Genomic DNA, 17,152 nt, shown 5'->3' with positions numbered 1-17,152 from the left:
CGCCATCCTGCGCTTGATCACCGCGGCCGCCGCCAGCGCGCTCGTGGTGAACGCCGTCGCGATCAGCCACGGCCGGTCCAGCACATGGCAGGTGAGGTGGTCGAGGGAGTAGCGGCCGGGCCCCGAGATCCCGAGCGCCGCCGCCGAGCAGCCCAGCAGGGCCGGGAACTCATAACCACCGGACTGGGCGAAGAACCCGGCCGGTGCGTTCACCGACACCGCCCCCGCCATCGTCCCCGCGGCCGCCGCCCCGGCCGCGGGAGTGGCGAACCCGAGCGCGAGCAGCAGCCCGCCGCCCGCCTCGCCCAGCCCGGCCACCAGGGCGCTGGCCCGCCCCGGACGGAAGCCCATGGCCTCCATGACCTCGGCGGTACGGTCCAGGCCATCGCCCCCGCACCAGCCGAAGAGCTTCTGCGTGCCGTGCGCGACCAGCACCCCGCCCACCCCGAGGCGCAGGACGAGCAGTCCGAGGTCCTTGCGGTGGGGCATGGGGTCTCCTCCGCTCCGGGGCATGGTGTCTCCTCCGGTCCCGTACGGGCACACCACGGGCGGCCGCCCGGCGTCTCACCCAGTCTCGGTACGTCTCCCGGGCCCCGCCGTCGCTGCTACGCCATCGGAGTGCATCAGCTCCGTCGTGGTGACCGCGCGCAGACCGCGCCGGCGCAGACCGTCGAGGACCGCGGGCTGCGCGGTCAGGGTCCCGGAGTGGCCGAAGTGCAGACTGACCACGGAACCGGCGCGGACCTGGCCGAGGACCGCCTCCCGCACCGCGTCCGGGCCCGGGTCCTGGAAGTCGAGCGAGTCCACGTCGTAGGAGAGGACATGCGGGTATCCGGCGCGGGCCGCAAGACGGGTCACGAGGTCCGTGGCGGTCCGGGCCTGCGACGGCCGGAACCAGCTGCCGATGGTCCCGGTGAGGCGGCGCAGCCGGTCGGCACACTCCGTGACCTCCGCGTACGCCTCGTCGGCGGGCAGAGCGCATACGGCGCGGTGCCGCATGGTGTGGTTGCCCAGCTCATGGCCGCCGTCCAGGACCCGCCGGGCCATCTCCGGGTGCTCGTCCAGCCAGGTGCCGACGGCGAGGACGGTGACACGGGCCCCGGCCCGCTCGGCCTCGGACAGCAGCGAGCGGGCGAGCTCCGCGTCGCCCTGACCGTGGAAGGTCAGGGCCACCGCGCTTCCGTCGCGCGGCCCGTGGGCGATCTGCGGTGGCAGCCCGGGGAAGCGCACCGGTCCGCGTGGCGCGTGTCCGGCGGGCGTGGCCCGGTCCGAGACCGCACCGGAGGAGGGCGTCTCGCTGGGACCGGCCGGCCGGGACGACGAGGAGTCGGCGTGATGGCCGCAGCCGACGCCGCACGTCGTGGCCGCCACGGCACCGCTCGCGGACCGCAGGACATCACGGCGGGAGGGAGAGGACACCTGAAGCATGAGAACACGCCCCCGGTCGATATGCGGCGATTCCTCTCCGGTGGGGTGTGTTTTTCCGTCGATCGCCTCGCACGGGCTCGCACCGAGGTCCGGGACGCGTCGGCGGAGCCCGTCGGCACGCATGGCACGCTGGGGCTTTGCCTGTTCGTGCACCACCGAGGAGACGAGCCACCGTGTCGCAGAACCACCCACCGGAGTCCATCGCCGCGCCGGCGGTGCTCGCCGAGGAGCGACGACTCCACAAGGACCTCGGATTCTGGGCCCTGACCGCGATCGGGTTCTCCAACATCCTGGGGTCCGGGTGGCTGTTCGCGGCCCTCTACGCCGCCCAGACCGCCGGCCCCGCCGCCCTGCTGTCCTGGATCGCGGCGGGTGTGCTGTGTGCCCTGATCGCGCTGGTCATGGTGGAACTCGGCGCCACCCGCCCGGAGGGCGGCGGCACCGTCCGCTGGCCGCTGTACGCCAGCGGACGGCTGGTCGGCACGATGATCGGCTGGTCGGTGCTGCTCTCGGTGGGCGGTACGGCGGCCGAGATCAGCGCCATCATGCAGTACGCCGCCCACTATCTGCCGGGGCTCTACAACGGCGGTACCCTCAGCGCCTCCGGCCTCGCCGTGGCCGTCGCGCTCAGTGTCGTACTGACGGCGTGCAACTGGTTCGCGGTACGGATATTCGCCCGGCTGAACAACCTGATCTCGGTGTTCAAGGTCGTCGTCCCCATCCTCACCATCGTCGCGCTGTTCCTGTCCGGCACCCACTCCGGACGCCTCACCGATCACGGCGGATTCGCCCCGTACGGCTACGCGGCCTGCCTGACCGCGCTCGCCGGCGGTGGCATCGTGTACTCCGTCAACGGCTTCCAGGCCCCGCTCGACTTCTCCGGTGAGGCCCGCAATCCGCGCCGTACCGTACCGGCCGCCGTGCTCACCGGGATCGGCCTCGCCGTGCTCGTCTACCTCGGGCTCCAGCTGGCGTTCCTGTACACGGTGCCCGAGTCGCTGCTGGGCCACGGCTGGAAGGGCGTCGACTTCGAGTCGCCCTTCGGGCAGCTCGCCCTGGTGCTCAACCTCCACTGGCTGGCCACGCTGCTCTACGCCGACGCGGTGATCTCACCGGGCGGATCGGCCTATGTGGGCGTGGCCATCGACGCTCGCCATACGTACGCCCTGGCCAAGAACGGTCTGCTGCCCCGCTTCTTCATGCGCATCCACCCCTGGTCCGGAGTGGCGCGCCGGGCGCTGCTGCTCAACCTCGCGGTCATCGTCGTCTTCATGCTGCCGTTCGGCGGCTGGCAGGACATCGTGAGCGTGATGGGGGATATGTATCTGCTGATCTACGCCGCCTCGGCGGTGGCCGTCGCGGCGTTCCGGGCACACGACCGTGAGCGGGGAGTGGCGCGGACCGAGGGCCAGGTGCCGGGGGTGCGCTGGATCGCACCGGTGAGCTTCGTGGTGGCCAGCGAGTTCGTCTACTGGTCCGGCTGGCACGATCTGCGGCTCGCGCTGCCCTTCGTCCTGGTCGGCGCCGTGTTGTTCCTGCTGCAACGCCGCGCGGACGGAGGCGCTCCGCTGGGGGAGGAGCTGCGGCGCGGCGCCTGGCTGGTCTTCCATCTGGCCGCGCTGACCGTGCTGTCGTGGCTGGGCACCTTCGGCGGTTCCGGCCGCCTCCCGGCGCCGTACGACACGGTGGTGGTGGGCGTTCTCGCGCTCGCCGTGTTCCTGTGGGCGGTCCGCGCGGGCGCCCAGCACCTGCGCACCTCGCAGCTCAGCGCAGCGTCGCCGTGAAGCTCCGGCCGTAGGCGTGGCGGGTGGTGACGACGATCCGGATGCCGCCGGGGACCCGGCCCACCCGGACACCGTCGTCCGCCGCCACGGCCCTCATCCTCCGGCCCCGGATGACCACCGAGACCATGCCGCGCTCGGTGGTCGGGTCGGACACCGCGACCGCCACGCCGCCGTCCTGCGTTTCCCGCAGGATCACCGAGCCGGGCCCGCGCACCGACAGCCGCCCGGCGCGGTGGGTGCCGGGGGCGAAGGCGTTGAGCGCGGTGATCCGCAGGCCCCGGTGGGCGATGGCCTGCAGCCGGGTGGTGTTGGCCAGGACGGCGAGCGGGCGACGGGCGTAGCCGCCCAGTTGGCGTTCGGTGGCATTCGGGACGAGGGCGTACGCCATCGAGGTGTGCGGCGCGCCCGCCGCCCGGTCCACGGTCACGGCGAAGAGCTGTTTGGTCACCGGGAAGTCGGGGTTGGTGAGGCGGACCGCGCGGCGGCTGCGGGTGACGGTGTCCAGCGTGACGGTGGGCGGTGGCCCGTCGAGGAAGACATACCCGACCGAGGCGGCCCGGGTGGCATTGGCGTAGCGCAGCCATGCGAGCGAGGCCGTGCCGGTGCCGGACCAGGGCGCACCGCCGCGGAGCCGCCCGGTGAGGGTGAGGGCGTCCGAGGGCGCGGCGATCCGGGTGTCGAGGGTGGTCGTCACCGCGCGGCCGGCGGCATCGCCGACCCCCGCGGCCAGCACCACGATCTCGTCGTCGAACAGGAACCACGACTTGGTGGCATCGGCGTTGCGGTACACCATGAAGTCCTCGGGCAGGCCGCCCGCCTGCTTCGCGGCGTACGCCACGTCGTCGGACTGGACGAGCCCCGCCACACCGTACGGGCCCAGGGCGGCGCCACCGGAGAACGGGTGGGTGCTCCGGGGGAAGTAGACATAGGTGTTCTGCGCCTCCGAGGAGGAGGTGAAGCCACGCTCGGGGTTGTCGTACCAGAGCGTGCCGTACAGCTCGGGGACGGTGCGGCGGGTCTCCACGGGGGCGGTGACACCGGCGAGGCGCTGGGGCGGGACGGTGGTGAGGTAGTCGATGCCGAATGCCTGGGTCTGGTCCTGGCCGGACAGATACAGATGGTGGGCGCCGTCCCCCTGGAACCAGGGCATCAGGTTCTCCCCGCTCATGTACTCGTATCTGCTGATCCTGGACGAGCTCCGGGCCAGGGCGAAGGCGTAGCCGGGGCGCCGGTGGACGGTCCTGTCCATCGCGTTGAACGCCACATGGCGCTCGGCGGGCCCGAGGTCGCTCGCCGGGATCGAGGAGTCGGCGAGGATGTCGGCGTAGGCCGCGATGCTCACCGGGGACACGAACACCGAAGGGTCGAGCGTGGCCTTCGAGGTATGCCGCAGATACGCCACATAGCCCTTGAGCGCCGTGGCATCGGCGCCGGTGGCATGGGCCGAGAGGCCCACCACGGCTTCCACCACCTCGGCCGCGTCGGCGTACCCCGTGGCCGGCCGGGACACCCCGCGCCCCTTGACGATCTCCATCAGCCAGCCCTCGAAGATCAGCGGCGCGAAGCCGTCCACCACCCACCCCTGGACGACGCGGACCAGCTGGTCGTCGGTCGTGTAGCCGGTGCCGACGAGCATCTTGACGGTCTGTACGGCGCGGGTGAGCAGGCCCTTGCCGTAGGAGCCCGTATAGGCCACCGACGCGTGCTGGATGAAGGAACCGTCGGCGTAGAAGCCGTCGGTGACACCGTGCCGGAGGTCGTAGGGGTCGATGGTCGCCAGGATGGTCAGCTGGTCGGCGAGGGCCTTGGTGATCCGGGCGTCGTCGCCGAGGACGGCGCCCTGGAGGATGCGGTTGGTGGTGATGTCGGCGAGGTTGGCGCCGGTGTGGAAGCGTGAGTCGAGGTCGACGTCACCGTTCTTGCCGTTGCGCAGATACGCGTCCATCGAGGCGACGTAGGTGGCGGTGAGATCGGGCCGGTAGGCGGCGAGTTCGTCCGCGAGCAGTGCCAGCGTCTTGCTGACGTGGGTGGAGATGCCGATCTCCCAGGTGAACCAGTTGCCGTAGTAGCCCTTGGACTGGTCGCCGTAGTAGTGCTCGTGCAGCCATATCAGGCCGTCGATGACGCGCCGCTGGACACCGGTGTCGCCGTGGAGTCCGGACGGTGTGCCGCCGTCCGGTGTGCGGGTGGCGAGGGCGATCTCGTAGAGGTACTGGAACGAGGCGACCAGGTTGGGATCGCTGGTGCCCAGGGCGAGGCCCTGGAAGAGCTCGCCCTGCCCGGCGCGGTCCATCGCGGTGAGCCGGGAGCGGGCGGTCGCGGCGATGGAGGCGAGTTTGGCGCGCACCTCGGGGCGGGCGTTGGTCTCCCGCGTCCCGGCGAAGACGGCCACGGTGTTGTCGATCAGCCGGGTGTGAGCGGCTCCGGTCGCTTCACCGGCCGCTGCCGGACCTCCCGCGGCCCGTGCGCGCAGTGGCAGGGCCATGGCCGCCAGTCCGGCCGCCGGGAGCGTGGAGACAAGAGCACGACGCGAGAGAGGCACGGGCACGCTCCAACGGTCGACGGGGTCCGATGGGGAACCGCCGGACCATTGAAGCAACCCCGGCTTCCCCTGTCACGGGGCCGGAATCAGGGGTGCGTGGGCCGGTTTCCTGTCGCCAATATGGGCAACGAAATCGTTGACAATCTTGTTGGCCTAGATTTACCTTCGACAGGCACTCACTCAGGGAGGGCACGATGCCGAAGGAAGCCCGTCCAGGCACCGGAGAGCAGGCCAAGCAGCATGCGTTGGAGCAGCTGAGGCAGGCGATTTCGCGCGGGGAGATGGCGCCGGCCCAGCGGCTGGTGGAGAACGAACTCGCCGAGCAATTCGGTGTGACCCGGGCGAGCATCCGCGCGGCGCTGATCGATCTGGCCTCCGAGGGTCTGGTCGAGCGGATCCGCAACCGTGGCTCACGGGTGCGGGTGGTGAGCGTGGAGGAGGCCGTGGCCATCACGGAATGCCGCATGGTCCTGGAAGGGCTGTGTGCCGCCAAGGCGGCCGTCGAGGCAAGCGAGGAGCAGCTGACCGAGCTGGCCGACCTGGGCACGGCGATGTCCAAGGCGGTCGCCGACGGCGAACCGCTGACCTACTCCGACCTCAACCACCAACTGCACGCCCGCATCCGGGAGTTCTCCGGTCAGCGGGTGGCGGTGGAGCTGCTGGAGCGGCTCAACGCACAGCTGGTGCGCCATCGTTTCCAGCTCGCGCTGCGGCCGGGGCGTGCCCAGCGGTCCCTGGGCGAACACCTGGCCGTGATCGAGGCGATCAGGGCCAGGGACCCACAGGCGGCCGAAGCGGCCGTCCGTGCCCACCTCGCCAGTGTGATCGACGCGTTGGGCGAATGACGCGTTGGGTGAATGACGCGTTGGGCGAATGACGCGGAGCTCGCGCCGCGGGGTGGGTCACCGATCTGTCCAGCAAGGAGATATCAGCGATGACGCACGGTAGCGCGGGTGACGCGCCCGCCGCCGCACGGCCGAGCGGTGTGATCGTCACCGACCCGCCCCGCGCCGAGGCCGAGCATGTGGAGGCCCTACGGGGGTACGGCGTGGCCACGGTACACGAGGCCATGGGCCGCACCGGATGCCTCGGCCCCGGGCTGCGCCCCGTCCAGCAGGACGTGCGCATCGCGGGCACCGCGGTCACGGCGCTGTGCCGGCCCGGCGACAACCTGATGATCCACGCCGCGGTCGAGCAGTGTGCCGAGTGCGACATCCTCGTCGTCGCCACCACATCGCCGTCCACGGACGGCATGTTCGGCGAGCTCTTCGCCACCGCGCTCCAGCACCGCGGGGTCCGTGGCCTGGTCATCGACGCCGGGGTGCGCGACACCGCCGAGCTGCGCGCGATGGGCTTCCCCGTGTGGTCGGCCGCCGTGTGCGCGCAGGGCACCGTCAAGGCCACGGCCGGATCCGTCAATGTGCCCGTGGTGGTGGGCAGGCAGCGCATACGCCCCGGCGATGTGATCCTCGCCGACGACGACGGGGTGATGTGCGTACCGCGCCACTCGGCCGCCGCGGCCGTCGAGGCGGCCGAGGCGCGCTCGTCTACGGCGTCAGCACCTGGCTGCCGACCATGATGCGCGGTCAGGGCTATGAACTCGGCTCCGCCCTGGCCTTCCTCATCGTCATCAACCTCGGTGGCATCGTCGGCATGCTGGTGGCCGGGCGCATCGCCGACCGCTTCGGCGCGGCCCGGGTCGCGGCGGTCTGGTTCGGCTGCACCGCCATCGGCATCTGTCTGCTGGGCATCCATATGCCGCTGGCGCTCACCTGCATCGTGGTCTTCCTGACCGGTCTGTGGCTCTTCAGCGTCCAGACCATGGTCTACGCGACCGTCGCGGGGCGCTCCACCACCGAGAACCGCGCCACCGCCGTCGGCTGGACCTCCGGCATGGGGCGCTTCGGCGCCGTCTTCGGGCCCTGGCTCGGCGGCCGGCTCGTCGCCAACGAGGCGCAGGACTGGGGCTTCACGGTGTTCGCTGCCACCGCGCTGCTCGCCACCGTGATGATCGGCCTCACCGGCCTCCGTACCGTGCGGAGCACACCGCAGAGCGGCCTCGCGCAGTCCGTGTCCACCACTGGCTGACGTATCCCGCCACCGGCTGCCGTCTCCACCTCCGGCCGACGTATCCGCCCCTGCCCGGCCACGCCGCACAGCGGGGCCACAGGAACGCCTCATGTCCGTCAAAGGTTCGCCCTCTAGCCTCCGGGCATGCCGATGACGCGCTCCACGGATGAGGCACTGGCACGGGCCGCCGTGCTCGCCCTGATCGCCCAGGCGGAGCTGACGCCCAAACCGGGCCTCGCCGACACCCGCGATCTCCAGGCCCGCGCCACCGGTGCGGATCTGCTCGCGCTGCGCTGGTCGGCCAAGGCGCTGACGCCCGGGTTCGCGGCCATGGCCGCCGCGGCCCGCCGTCCCGGGGAGCCGACCCGGGCGCTGCGCGAGGAGCTGGGCGCCATCGGCCGCTGCGCCGAGTGGACGATGGCACGGGCCGGTGGCGGCGCGGCCACCGGCCCCCTCCACCACGGCGCGCTGTGGGTGATGGGCCTGCTGGTGGCCGCCGCCGCGCTGCGCCCCGGCGCCGGGCCCGACGAGCTGACCGCCACCGCCAAACGGATCGCGGACCACCCCGACCGTGGCGCACCGCGCCGCCCCTCGCCGGGCTCGCATGTCTCCGCCACCTATGGGGCGCCGGGCGCGCGCGGCGAGGCACGGGCCGCCTTTCCCCATGTGCGCCGCGCCCTGGACGCCCTGTCCCGGGCGCGTACGGCGGGGGCCACCGAGACCCAGGCGCGCCTGGACGCGCTGCTCACCGTGATGAGCACCCTCCAGGACACCGGGCCCTTGTACCGAGCGGGCCCGTCCGGGCTCCGACGCGTCAAGGAGGGGGCGTACGCCGTGCTCGATGCGGGCGGCACGGCCACGCCCGAGGGCGCCGCCGCCCTGGCCGCGCTGGACACGGAGCTGCGGGAGCGGGGCATCGCGCCGCGCGGAAGCGCCGCGGTGCTCGCGGGCGCCCTGTTCCTGGACGGCCTCCCGGTACCGGCGGTCGCGGCACCGGCGGTCACGGCGCCGTCCGGGCGGTGACTCCCCTCGGACTTCGGACTGCCGGGTGTGTTCAGTCCTTCGCCGATGCCGTCAGCCCGTGGCGGTGGAGGAAGGCGTCGACGAGCCGGTCGGTGAACTCCCGGCCGACGGGTTCGCCGGTCACCAGCACCCGGTAGTAGACGGGGCCCATGAGCTGGTCGGTCTCGGCCGCCAGATCCAGGCCGGGCGGCAACTCCCCGCGCTCCATGGCCCGTTCCAGCGGAAGGCGGTCGCGGCCGCGCTGGTCGTCGAGGTACCGGGACCGGAAGCCCTCGGCGAACGCCGGATCGTGCTGCGCCTGGGCGATCAGGGCCTTGAAGACGGCACCGGAGTCGGACGCGCTGAGGAACCAGGCCAGCTCGCGCAGATAGGTGCGCAGGTCGCGGGCGAGGTCACCGCAGTCGCGCACGGTCAGGTCCTCGGCCACGTCCTGGAGGAAGGCGTCCATGAGGACGTCGGTCTTGGTGCTCCACCAGCGGTAGATGGTCTGTTTGGCGACACCTGCACGGGTGGCGATGCCCTCCATGGTGACGCCCGCGAAGCCCTTCTCGACCAGCAGGTCGTCGGCCGCGTTCAGGACCGCCAGCCGGGCCTGCTCGCTGCGTCCGTGCCGGTTGCCGTGGTGGCGTGCCGCCGGTCGGCCGGTGCCGGGTGTCCCGGTGGTCTGTGTCGCGCGTGCCATTTCGCCTCCCCGGTCAGGATAGCGACCCGCCGGGGCCGCTCCGCCCGGGAGATCCCCGGCGTGGAGGCGGCATTACACGTCAGCCGCCGCCTGCGAGCCACATGGCTGGGCCCGCCTGCCGGTGGGAGATCACCGGCCCGCGGGCCCGGGTGCCGAGAGGGAGTGGCTAGTCCCGCTCCCCTTCGGCCTGTGAGGGAGTCGTCCTCTGTACGTCGGGGTGGCCGGTGTCCATCTCGTCGTCGCGCTCGCCCTCGGCCTGCGAGGGGGTCGTCCACGGCACGTCCGGGTGGCCGGTTTCCTGTTTGCGTTCGGTGTGGGAGGGGGCTGCCTCGGTCATCTGATGCCTCCGCTCCTCGTGCCCTCCTCGTGCGGACGCTGCCGATTTTACGCCCGAAACGCCCACGTCGGCGCGGTGGCGATCATGAGGGCCGGAGCGAGGCCGGGAGCTGCCGGTGCACCAGCGCGGCGTACCGGCCCCCGGCGAGCATCAGGTCGTCGTGGCCACCCCGCTCCGTGAAACGGCCGTCGTCCAGGACGACGATCTCGTCCGCATCCATGATCGTGCTGATTCGGTGTGCGACGACGATCCTGGTACAGCCCAGCGCGGACAGCTCACCGGCCACCTCCGCCTCGGTCACGGCGTCCAGATGACTCGTGGCCTCGTCCAGCACCAGCAGCGCGGGATCGGCCAGGAGCGCGCGGGCGATCGCCAGACGCTGGCGCTGGCCCCCCGAGAGCGCACTCCCACCCTCCGCCACATGCGTCTCCAGCCCCATGGGCATCCGCCGCACATCGGGGAGCAGCCCGGCCCGGCCGAGCGCCTCGAAGAGGGCCTCGTCGGGCAGGTCGTCCCGGCCGAGCCGCAGATTCGATCCGATGGTGCCGCCGAAGACATGGGGTTCCTGCGTCACGACGCCGAAGCGGCGGCGCAGACTGTCCGCGTCGTACTCCTCGATGGCGCGCCCATCGAGCAACACCGTGCCCTCGGTCGGCCGCAACAGCCCGGCGAGCAGGCGGATCATCGTCGTCTTCCCGGAGCCGCTGGCCCCGACGACGGCGAGTTTCGCGCCCGCGGGAACGCGCAGGGCCAGGTCGCGCAGGATCCACGGCCCCTGCCCGTAGCGGAAGCCCACTCCGCGCAGCTCGATCTCGCCCCGCACCATGGCGGGGGCGGTGATGCACGGCCTTCGGACCTCCGGACGCTCGTCCAGCACATCGTGCACCCGCTCCAGATGGGCACCGATGGTCTGGAGGTAGCGCATGCTGGTGGCCAGCCCGGCGATCGGGGTGAGCAGCCCGGCCGCGATCGCGTTGAGCGCGATCATCGAGCCGATGGTCAGCGTGCCCGAGCGCACCTGCGCGATGCCCAGCAGCAACAACACCAGCGGGGAGGCCACCTGCAGCAGCAGGGTGAGGGAGTCGGTGAGGGCGTCCAGGCGGCGGCGGTGGAGCGCCGCCCGCAGATAGTCGCCCAGCGACCCACGCCAACGGTCGAGCACGGTGCCGACCAGCCCCGCGCTCTTCACGAACTCCGCGCCCCGCAACGCGTCCACCGCCACCGACTGTGTGGCGGCCTCGGCGCTCAGCTCCCGTTTCGCCAAGGTGTTGGCCGGCCGCAGGGTGGCCAGCACGATGGCGATCTGCGCCGCCCCCAGCCCCGCTGCCAGGAGCGCGTACCAGGGACTGAAGGCGCACAGCAGCACCAGATAGCCGATCACGAAGACACTGTCGATGACCAAGGTGACCATGCGCGAGGTCAGCAGGTCCCTGATCACCGTGTTGCTGTTGAGGCGGGCCAGCAGATCCCCGCTGCTCCGGGCCTGGAAATAGCCGAACGGCAGACGGAAGAGATGAGTCATAAACCGGTCGCCGAGTGCGCCGTCCAGCCGGTGCTGCAGTACCAGCAGGGCTCCGGCCCGCCCCAGTCCGATCAGCGCGTACACCGATACGAAACCGGCGATGCTCAGGGAGAGACCCGAGAGTGTTCCGGCCCGTTCACCGATGAGCGTGTCGATGCCGTACTTGGTGAGGAACGCCGACCCCAGGGCGAGTAGCTGCACCATCCCGGAGAGCAGAACCGCGAGGGCGGCCCACCGCGGTGCCATCCGCATCATGTCGCGCACCAGCCGCAGCGGCCAGGAATCCCGGGGTCCGCGCCGCTCGATGAACGAGGAGCCGGGGGCGAACTCCAGCAGGGTGCCCGAGCTCCGGGCGCGGAACTCCGCATGGGAGATGGTGGCGCGTCCCTCGCCGGGGTCGAGCACTCGCACCCCCTTGCGCCCGACACCTCCCACCACCACGAAGTGGTGGTCGTCCCAGTGGGCGATGGCGGGCTTGCGCACCGCGCCGAGTGCGTCCGGCGGTACCTTCAGCCCCCGGGCCTCGAGCCCGTGGGCGCGCGCGACCTCCAGGATCCGGCGGGCGCTCGCGCCATCGCGGCTCACCCCGAACTCCGCGCGCAGCTCCCGCAGGGGAACCCTGCGGCGGTGCGCCCCGAGCACCATGGCCAGACAGGCGGGACCGCACTCGACCTCGCTCATCTGGGCCACGAACGGCACCCGCGACCCCACCTGCCTGCCGCTCATATGTGTCTCCTCCCGCGCCGCGTTCCCTGGCGCAGTAGCGTGCGGCACACCGGTTCGGTCCTGGTTCACCGCCGGTTCATTTCGCCGCTGACCGGCGCGGATGGCACCGCGAGGCGCGGCGGCATAAGGTTTTCGCAAGGTTCCCGGCCAACTCGTTCACCCAGTTTTGGCGGTGTCACACCGGGCCGACCGGAGTGACGTCCATGAACGAACTGATGAGTGAACGTCGAACGGAGGAACCATGAACCGGACCACCAAGGCATGGAAGGACCCGGTCTTCCGCGCCGGGCTGAGCTCCGAGGAGCTCAGCGCGCTGCCCGCCCACCCGGCGGGTGCCATCGAGCTGACCGACCAGCGGCTGGGCAACGTCGTGGGCGGGGGGCTCACCGACACCTGGGTGACGTGCGGTCACAAGACCTGCCGCACCTGCTTCACCTGTGACTGGCTCTGTGGCTGACCCGGTGCGTCCTCGGACGCGGTGACCCATGAGTCATTCCGGCGCGGGCCCCACGGGGCCCGCGCCGGATCGGATCGCAACCGGGCCGTCTCCACGGCGACAGGGCCATAGCGGGCGACAGGGCCATCAAAAGAGGGGGAGAAGTGAGGAATCGGCAGCAGGACATCCTGAACTCGACGACGTGGTGGCGAGGCGTGCCCCTGCACGACCGGTGGCCGGGCGCTCCGGCGGCCACCGCCGAGCAGCGTGCGCACGGGCTGCGCCGCCTGGAGCTGTGGCGCAGCGGCATCCTCTGCTCCGCCGGAAGGCCCACCACCGGCGTGGACCCGCTGGAGCGCTGGACAGCCACGGGCGTCACCGAGGAGGAGCTGATCACCCTGCTGGGCGAGCCCGCGGAGTCGCTCGCCGGGCGGCTGCCCGCACCGGAGTGGCTGACGGTGATCGCCGAGGCATGGCGTCATCGCACCTCCGACGGCGACGACGACGTCCGGGGCCATGTCCACGCGGCGACCGACAGTCCCGGCCATGACCACGGCCATCGCCCCGGGCTCGGCCCGGCCGAACTCGTCCTCCCGCTGTTGCGCTGGGCCCGGGGGGAACTTCGGCGCCGGGTGCCCGGGCTGCCTTCGGACCATCCCCTCCTCCTCCCGCCCCTGGAAACGATCTCCGGCATGGTGTCCCGTGCCCTGGTTCTGGAGCTCAATGTGGCCAGGGTGACCGGGGAGCTGGCCGGCGCCACCCCTGAGGAGCGGTTCGCCTCGTTCATGGCCACGGTCCGCACCCCAGGGCGGGCGCTGGAGATCCTGTCCGAATACCCCGTGCTGGCCCGTGAACTGGTGGCTTCGCTGCGCCACTGGATCGATGTGAGGCAGGAGTTCGCCGAGCGCTTCCTGGCCGATCTGCCCCGGCTGCGCGCGGTGTTCGGTGGCTCCTGGCGTGGTCTCGGCGATGTGACGGATATCGGCTTCGGCGCCGGTGATACCCACAACGGCGGCCGGTCGGTCGCGCTGTTCACCCTCTCCGACAGTACGAAGCTGGTCTACAAACCGCGGTCGGTCGCCGTCGAGCGCCACTTCAACGACCTGCTCGCCCGGCTCAACGACCGGGGGCTGCGCCATCCGCTGCGCACCGTGGAGGTGCTGTCCCGGCCCGGGTACGGATGGGTGGAGCACGTGGCCTCCGGGACGTGCGCCGACGAGGCCGAGGCCGACCGGTTCTTCTGGCGCCAAGGCGCCCAGCTGGCCCTGTTCCACGCCATCTGCGGCGCGGATCTGCATCTGCAGAACCTGATCGCGGCGGGGGAGCACCCCGTCTTCGTCGACCTGGAGGCCACCTTCCTCGGGCGGTCCCGAGCGGTGGTCGACCCCGTCCTGCGGATCGCCGGCGCGGTGCCCGATGTCCTCAACGACTCCGTCCTGGGCATCGGGCTGCTGCCGGAGCGGATCATCGAGGTGGACGACTCGGGCTGGCGGGACGCGGAGATCAGCGGGCTCGCGGGCGGCGGCGGCCAGCTTTCACCGAGCGTGCTGCCGACCTACGCCGGCCAGGGCACCGACGAGATGAGGCTGGTGCGCGAGCGAATGCCCATCGCCGGCGCGGCCAACCGGGCCTCCGTGGGCGGAACATCCGTCGATCCGCTGCGGTACCGCCGATCCCTGGCGGAGGGCTTCGAGTCCGCCTACGGGCTCATCGAACGGGAGCGGGACGAACTGCTCGCCGAGGACGGCCCGATCGCCGCCTTCGCCGAGGACGCCGTGCGCCATGTGCCCCGGCCGACCTCGGTCTACAGCCGTATCCTCGCCGAGTCGATGCACCCGGACGTCCTGCGCGACTCGCTGGACTGGGAGTATGTGCTCGAAGCCGGCCTCGCCGACGGGCATCGGGGCGTCGAGGGCCGGATCGAGCTGCTGACCAGCGAGCAGCGCCAGCTGGCCCGGCTCGATGTGCCGACCTACCACACCACGCCGTCCGCCACCGACCTGTGTGACGCGGACGGTGTTGTCGTCCGCGACTTCCTGGCCACCTCCGGGATGGAGGCGGTGCGCGCCAAGATCCGCCGCATGGGCCCGACCGATCTGCGCCGCCAGAAGTGGTGCATCGACGCGTCACTGACGGGCCTCACCTTCGGCACCCGGACGCGGACCGCCCCCCGACCGCGGGAGCTGCCCGACCGCCCCCTCGACACCCGGCTCGCCCTGCGGGCCGCGACCGCCCTAGCGGACGAGCTGCTCGACACCGCGGTGCACGGCACCGACGACCAGCCCCCGCACTGGCTGTCGCTCAATGTCGTGGGGGAGCGCTACTGGCGCGCGGGACCCGCCGGGATCAGCCTCTACGACGGGGTGAGCGGTATCGCGCTGTTCCTCGCGCACCTCGGCTCGATGACGGGGGACCAGCGGTACCGGGAGGTGGCCGAACGCATCGCGCAATCGCTTGCGGACTCGCTGACCAGCCCCGACCGTGGCCGTCACCTTCGTTTCAGCTTAAGCATCGGGGGATTCGGCGAACTGGGCGGCGCCGTCTACACGCTCACCCATCTGGCCGCCCTGTGGGACACGCCCGAACTGCTCGACGCGGCCGCCGCGCTGGTTCCCGAGCTGGCCGGGCGGTTCGAGGGCGACCGAGAACTCGATGTGGTCCAGGGAACGGCCGGGGCGGCGCTGGCCCTGGCCGCGCTCCACCGGACGCGCCCGGACGAGCGCACCGCGGACGCCCTGCGGCTCGCCGCCGCCACACTCGCCAAGGCGGCGACCGAGGTGACCGGCGGAGCGGCCTGGCGGACGGCGGTCGACCCCGACCGGCCGCTGCTGGGAATGTCCCACGGGGCGAGCGGCTTCGCCCTCGCCCTGGCCCGCGCGGCCGAGCTGACCGGCGAGGACCACCACTACCGGCTGTGCGAGGAGGCGCTCCGGTTCGAACGCCACGGCCTGGACCCCGGCCGGGGCAACTGGCCGGATCTGCGCAGCATCGTGCCGCGGGGATCCTTCATGGACGCCTGGTGTCACGGTGCCGCCGGTATCGGGCTGGTCCGGGCGGCGCTGCTCGGCGTCGAGGGGCTCGCCGATGCCCATGAGCTCCTCGCGGAGGACCTGCGCATCGCGGCCGACACCGTCCGCGGCGACCTGCTGCGGGACGGCGTCCGCACGGGACTGGGCAACGACTCGCTGTGCCACGGGGATCTGGGGCTGGTGGCGGCGCTGCTCGCGGCCGGTCCCGCGCTGGGGGAGACCGACGACCTCGGCCCCCGCGTGGCGCGCCTGGTGGCCGACCGGGTGCTGGCCGGGGACGTCCGTCCCGGCGTCCCGATGGGAGTGACCACCCCCGGACTGATGACCGGATCGGCCGGGATCGGATACGGACTGCTGCGTGTGGCCGCACCGGACCGGGTGCCCGACGTCCTCACCCTCGCTGCCCCCGGAGCCGACGGCGGATGCGACGGGCGCCGTCACGGTGGACGCCGATGATCCCGGCACCGGTGCGCTACCGCATCCTCGGGCCACTGGAGATCCGGGGACCGGACGGCGCCTTCCGCATGGTCAGCCAGGCCAAGTGCCGTGCGCTGCTGGCCACACTGCTCGTCAACGCAGGCCGTACGGTGCCGGCCGGGGAACTGCTGGAGCAGCTCTGGCCGGGCGGCGCGCCGAAGTCCGCGCCCAAGCTGGTCCAGCAGTACGTCCACCGGCTCAGGCGCGCACTCCCCGCGCCCCCGCCGGAGCGATGCCCGGCGGGGCGGTGCGGAAGCCGGCTGCTCACCAGCCCGCCTGGCTACCGGCTGGCGGTGGACTCCGGTGAGCTGGACGCCGACCGCTTCACGGCGCTCGCGAGGGTGGCGCGCGGGGCCCTGACCGAAGGGCGGACCGGGCAGGCGGCGGAGGGGCTGCGGCGGGCCCTGGACATGTGGCGCGGGCCGCTGCTCGCCGATGTGCCGGACCTCCCCGCGATCACGGCCGAACTCGTACGGCTGGAGGAGACGCGGCTCTTGGCCACCGAGGCATGGGTGTGGGCCGAAGTGCACCAGGGACACGCCCATGAGGTCGTACCCGAACTGGAGATCCTGGTCGCGGCCCACCCGCTGCGCGAGTCCTTCCGCCATCAGCTCATGATCGCGCTGTGTCTGACCGGGCGCCGTGCCGACGCGCTCGGTGCGGCCCGGCAGTTGCGGCGCGTACTGGCCGAGGAGCTGGGTATCAGGCCGGGAGCGGACGTCCTCGCCATGGAGCAGGCGATCATCCGGGACTCCCTCGCGGATCTGCCGGGGCTGGTGTCGAAGGCGATCGGCGCGGCGCCGGCCGCCCGGGGCGTATGAAGGGCGCACCCGGGCGATAGAAGGTGCCCCCCCGCGTCCGGCTCGCGTTCCCCGTCGTGATGTCCCTTCCATACCGGGAAGTCCTCCCCGTACCTTAGGGAGTTGTTGACTCGGTATTGCGCCGACTGTCATCCACAGGTGGTCGGCGCGGGGGCTACGACACAACGGGGGAAAACGCATGGGGGCGCGATTCGGCGTGCTCGGTGCCATAACGGTGTGGCGGGACGGGACGCCGGTGGACGTGGGGCACGCACGGCAGCGGTTGGTGCTCGCGG

Annotated in this window: 14 protein-coding genes; 8 read left to right on the top strand and 6 right to left on the bottom strand. The window is 72.1% G+C overall.

Annotated features, from left to right (window positions below; all coding sequences use genetic code 11):
* The coding region (locus GWI24_RS23600) for a DoxX family protein (RefSeq protein WP_210947908.1) at positions 1–489 on the bottom strand (489 nt) is incomplete at its 3' end.
* 75 nt (positions 490–564) lie between these two features.
* Positions 565–1,428, bottom strand: a complete 864-nt coding sequence (locus tag GWI24_RS23595) for a polysaccharide deacetylase family protein (RefSeq protein ID WP_210947907.1) — start codon at positions 1,426–1,428, stop codon at positions 565–567.
* A gap of 173 nt (positions 1,429–1,601) precedes the next feature.
* Here GWI24_RS23595 and GWI24_RS23590 point away from each other — a divergent pair, with 173 nt between their 5' ends.
* Positions 1,602–3,212, top strand: coding sequence for an APC family permease (locus tag GWI24_RS23590; protein ID WP_308343965.1), 1,611 nt, complete (start codon positions 1,602–1,604; stop codon positions 3,210–3,212).
* On the opposite strand, the gene GWI24_RS23585 is transcribed toward GWI24_RS23590, so the two are convergent.
* On the bottom strand, positions 3,193–5,754 hold the full coding sequence (locus GWI24_RS23585) for a polysaccharide lyase family 8 super-sandwich domain-containing protein (RefSeq protein ID WP_210947911.1): 2,562 nt from the start codon (positions 5,752–5,754) through the stop codon (positions 3,193–3,195). The genes GWI24_RS23590 and GWI24_RS23585 overlap by 20 nt on opposite strands.
* Positions 5,755–5,948: 194 nt before the next feature.
* Here GWI24_RS23585 and GWI24_RS23580 point away from each other — a divergent pair, with 194 nt between their 5' ends.
* The 4 genes from GWI24_RS23580 to GWI24_RS23565 all read left to right on the top strand — a co-directional run bounded on the left by GWI24_RS23580 (position 5,949) and on the right by GWI24_RS23565 (position 8,847).
* Positions 5,949–6,599 (top strand): GntR family transcriptional regulator, encoded by a 651-nt coding sequence (locus tag GWI24_RS23580; RefSeq protein ID WP_210947906.1) that lies wholly within the window; start codon positions 5,949–5,951, stop codon positions 6,597–6,599.
* A gap of 89 nt (positions 6,600–6,688) precedes the next feature.
* Positions 6,689–7,333 (top strand): 4-carboxy-4-hydroxy-2-oxoadipate aldolase/oxaloacetate decarboxylase, encoded by a 645-nt coding sequence (locus GWI24_RS23575; protein ID WP_247616783.1) that lies wholly within the window; start codon positions 6,689–6,691, stop codon positions 7,331–7,333.
* Positions 7,330–7,842 carry an MFS transporter gene (locus GWI24_RS23570; protein ID WP_374103334.1) on the top strand — a complete coding sequence of 171 codons (513 nt, stop codon included), beginning with the start codon at positions 7,330–7,332 and terminating at the stop codon, positions 7,840–7,842. Before GWI24_RS23575 ends, GWI24_RS23570 begins: the two co-directional genes overlap by 4 nt.
* 132 nt (positions 7,843–7,974) lie before the next feature.
* Positions 7,975–8,847: a triphosphoribosyl-dephospho-CoA synthase gene (locus tag GWI24_RS23565; protein WP_210947909.1), complete on the top strand. Its 873-nt coding sequence runs from the start codon at positions 7,975–7,977 to the stop codon at positions 8,845–8,847.
* 31 nt (positions 8,848–8,878) lie between these two features.
* Here the strand turns inward: GWI24_RS23565 and GWI24_RS23560 are convergent, their stop codons facing one another.
* The 3 genes from GWI24_RS23560 to GWI24_RS23550 all read right to left on the bottom strand — a co-directional run bounded on the left by GWI24_RS23560 (position 8,879) and on the right by GWI24_RS23550 (position 12,114).
* A complete protein-coding gene (locus GWI24_RS23560) occupies positions 8,879–9,529 on the bottom strand; it encodes a TetR/AcrR family transcriptional regulator (RefSeq protein ID WP_210947905.1) in 651 nt (216 codons plus the stop codon).
* Between the two features lie 166 nt (positions 9,530–9,695).
* Positions 9,696–9,866 carry a hypothetical protein gene (locus GWI24_RS23555; RefSeq protein WP_210947912.1) on the bottom strand — a complete coding sequence of 57 codons (171 nt, stop codon included), beginning with the start codon at positions 9,864–9,866 and terminating at the stop codon, positions 9,696–9,698.
* Positions 9,867–9,948: 82 nt separating this feature from the next.
* Entirely contained in the window at positions 9,949–12,114 is a 2,166-nt protein-coding gene (locus GWI24_RS23550; protein ID WP_210947904.1) for a peptidase domain-containing ABC transporter, read from the bottom strand.
* 241 nt (positions 12,115–12,355) lie between these two features.
* Here GWI24_RS23550 and GWI24_RS23545 point away from each other — a divergent pair, with 241 nt between their 5' ends.
* The 3 genes from GWI24_RS23545 to GWI24_RS23535 all read left to right on the top strand — a co-directional run bounded on the left by GWI24_RS23545 (position 12,356) and on the right by GWI24_RS23535 (position 16,877).
* Positions 12,356–12,571 (top strand): mersacidin/lichenicidin family type 2 lantibiotic, encoded by a 216-nt coding sequence (locus tag GWI24_RS23545; protein WP_210947903.1) that lies wholly within the window; start codon positions 12,356–12,358, stop codon positions 12,569–12,571.
* A gap of 143 nt (positions 12,572–12,714) precedes the next feature.
* A complete protein-coding gene (locus GWI24_RS23540; RefSeq protein WP_210947902.1) occupies positions 12,715–16,035 on the top strand; it encodes a type 2 lanthipeptide synthetase LanM family protein in 3,321 nt (1,106 codons plus the stop codon).
* Positions 16,032–16,877 carry an AfsR/SARP family transcriptional regulator gene (locus GWI24_RS23535; RefSeq protein ID WP_210947901.1) on the top strand — a complete coding sequence of 282 codons (846 nt, stop codon included), beginning with the start codon at positions 16,032–16,034 and terminating at the stop codon, positions 16,875–16,877. Before GWI24_RS23540 ends, GWI24_RS23535 begins: the two co-directional genes overlap by 4 nt.
* Positions 16,878–17,152 lie beyond the last annotated feature (275 nt).

The sequence above is a fragment of the Streptomyces sp. MK37H genome (assembly GCF_018035285.1).
Lineage (GTDB): Bacteria > Actinomycetota > Actinomycetes > Streptomycetales > Streptomycetaceae > Streptomyces > Streptomyces endocoffeicus.
The sequence above is the reverse complement of the archived record's forward strand: the minus strand, read 5'-3'. Positions and strand labels throughout refer to the sequence as shown.

Excerpts from the sequence above, each read along its gene's own strand:
- GWI24_RS23555 (WP_210947912.1), bottom strand. The coding sequence starts at position 9,866 with ATGACCGAGGCAGCCCCCTCCCACACCGAACGCAAACAGGAAACCGGC.
- GWI24_RS23545 (WP_210947903.1), top strand. The coding sequence starts at position 12,356 with ATGAACCGGACCACCAAGGCATGGAAGGACCCGGTCTTCCGCGCCGGG.
- GWI24_RS23535 (WP_210947901.1), top strand. The coding sequence starts at position 16,032 with ATGATCCCGGCACCGGTGCGCTACCGCATCCTCGGGCCACTGGAGATC.
- GWI24_RS23560 (WP_210947905.1), bottom strand. The coding sequence starts at position 9,529 with ATGGCACGCGCGACACAGACCACCGGGACACCCGGCACCGGCCGACCG.
- GWI24_RS23580 (WP_210947906.1), top strand. The coding sequence starts at position 5,949 with ATGCCGAAGGAAGCCCGTCCAGGCACCGGAGAGCAGGCCAAGCAGCAT.
- GWI24_RS23570 (WP_374103334.1), top strand. The coding sequence starts at position 7,330 with ATGATGCGCGGTCAGGGCTATGAACTCGGCTCCGCCCTGGCCTTCCTC.
- GWI24_RS23565 (WP_210947909.1), top strand. The coding sequence starts at position 7,975 with ATGACGCGCTCCACGGATGAGGCACTGGCACGGGCCGCCGTGCTCGCC.
- GWI24_RS23595 (WP_210947907.1), bottom strand. The coding sequence starts at position 1,428 with ATGCTTCAGGTGTCCTCTCCCTCCCGCCGTGATGTCCTGCGGTCCGCG.
- GWI24_RS23550 (WP_210947904.1), bottom strand. The coding sequence starts at position 12,114 with ATGAGCGGCAGGCAGGTGGGGTCGCGGGTGCCGTTCGTGGCCCAGATG.
- GWI24_RS23575 (WP_247616783.1), top strand. The coding sequence starts at position 6,689 with ATGACGCACGGTAGCGCGGGTGACGCGCCCGCCGCCGCACGGCCGAGC.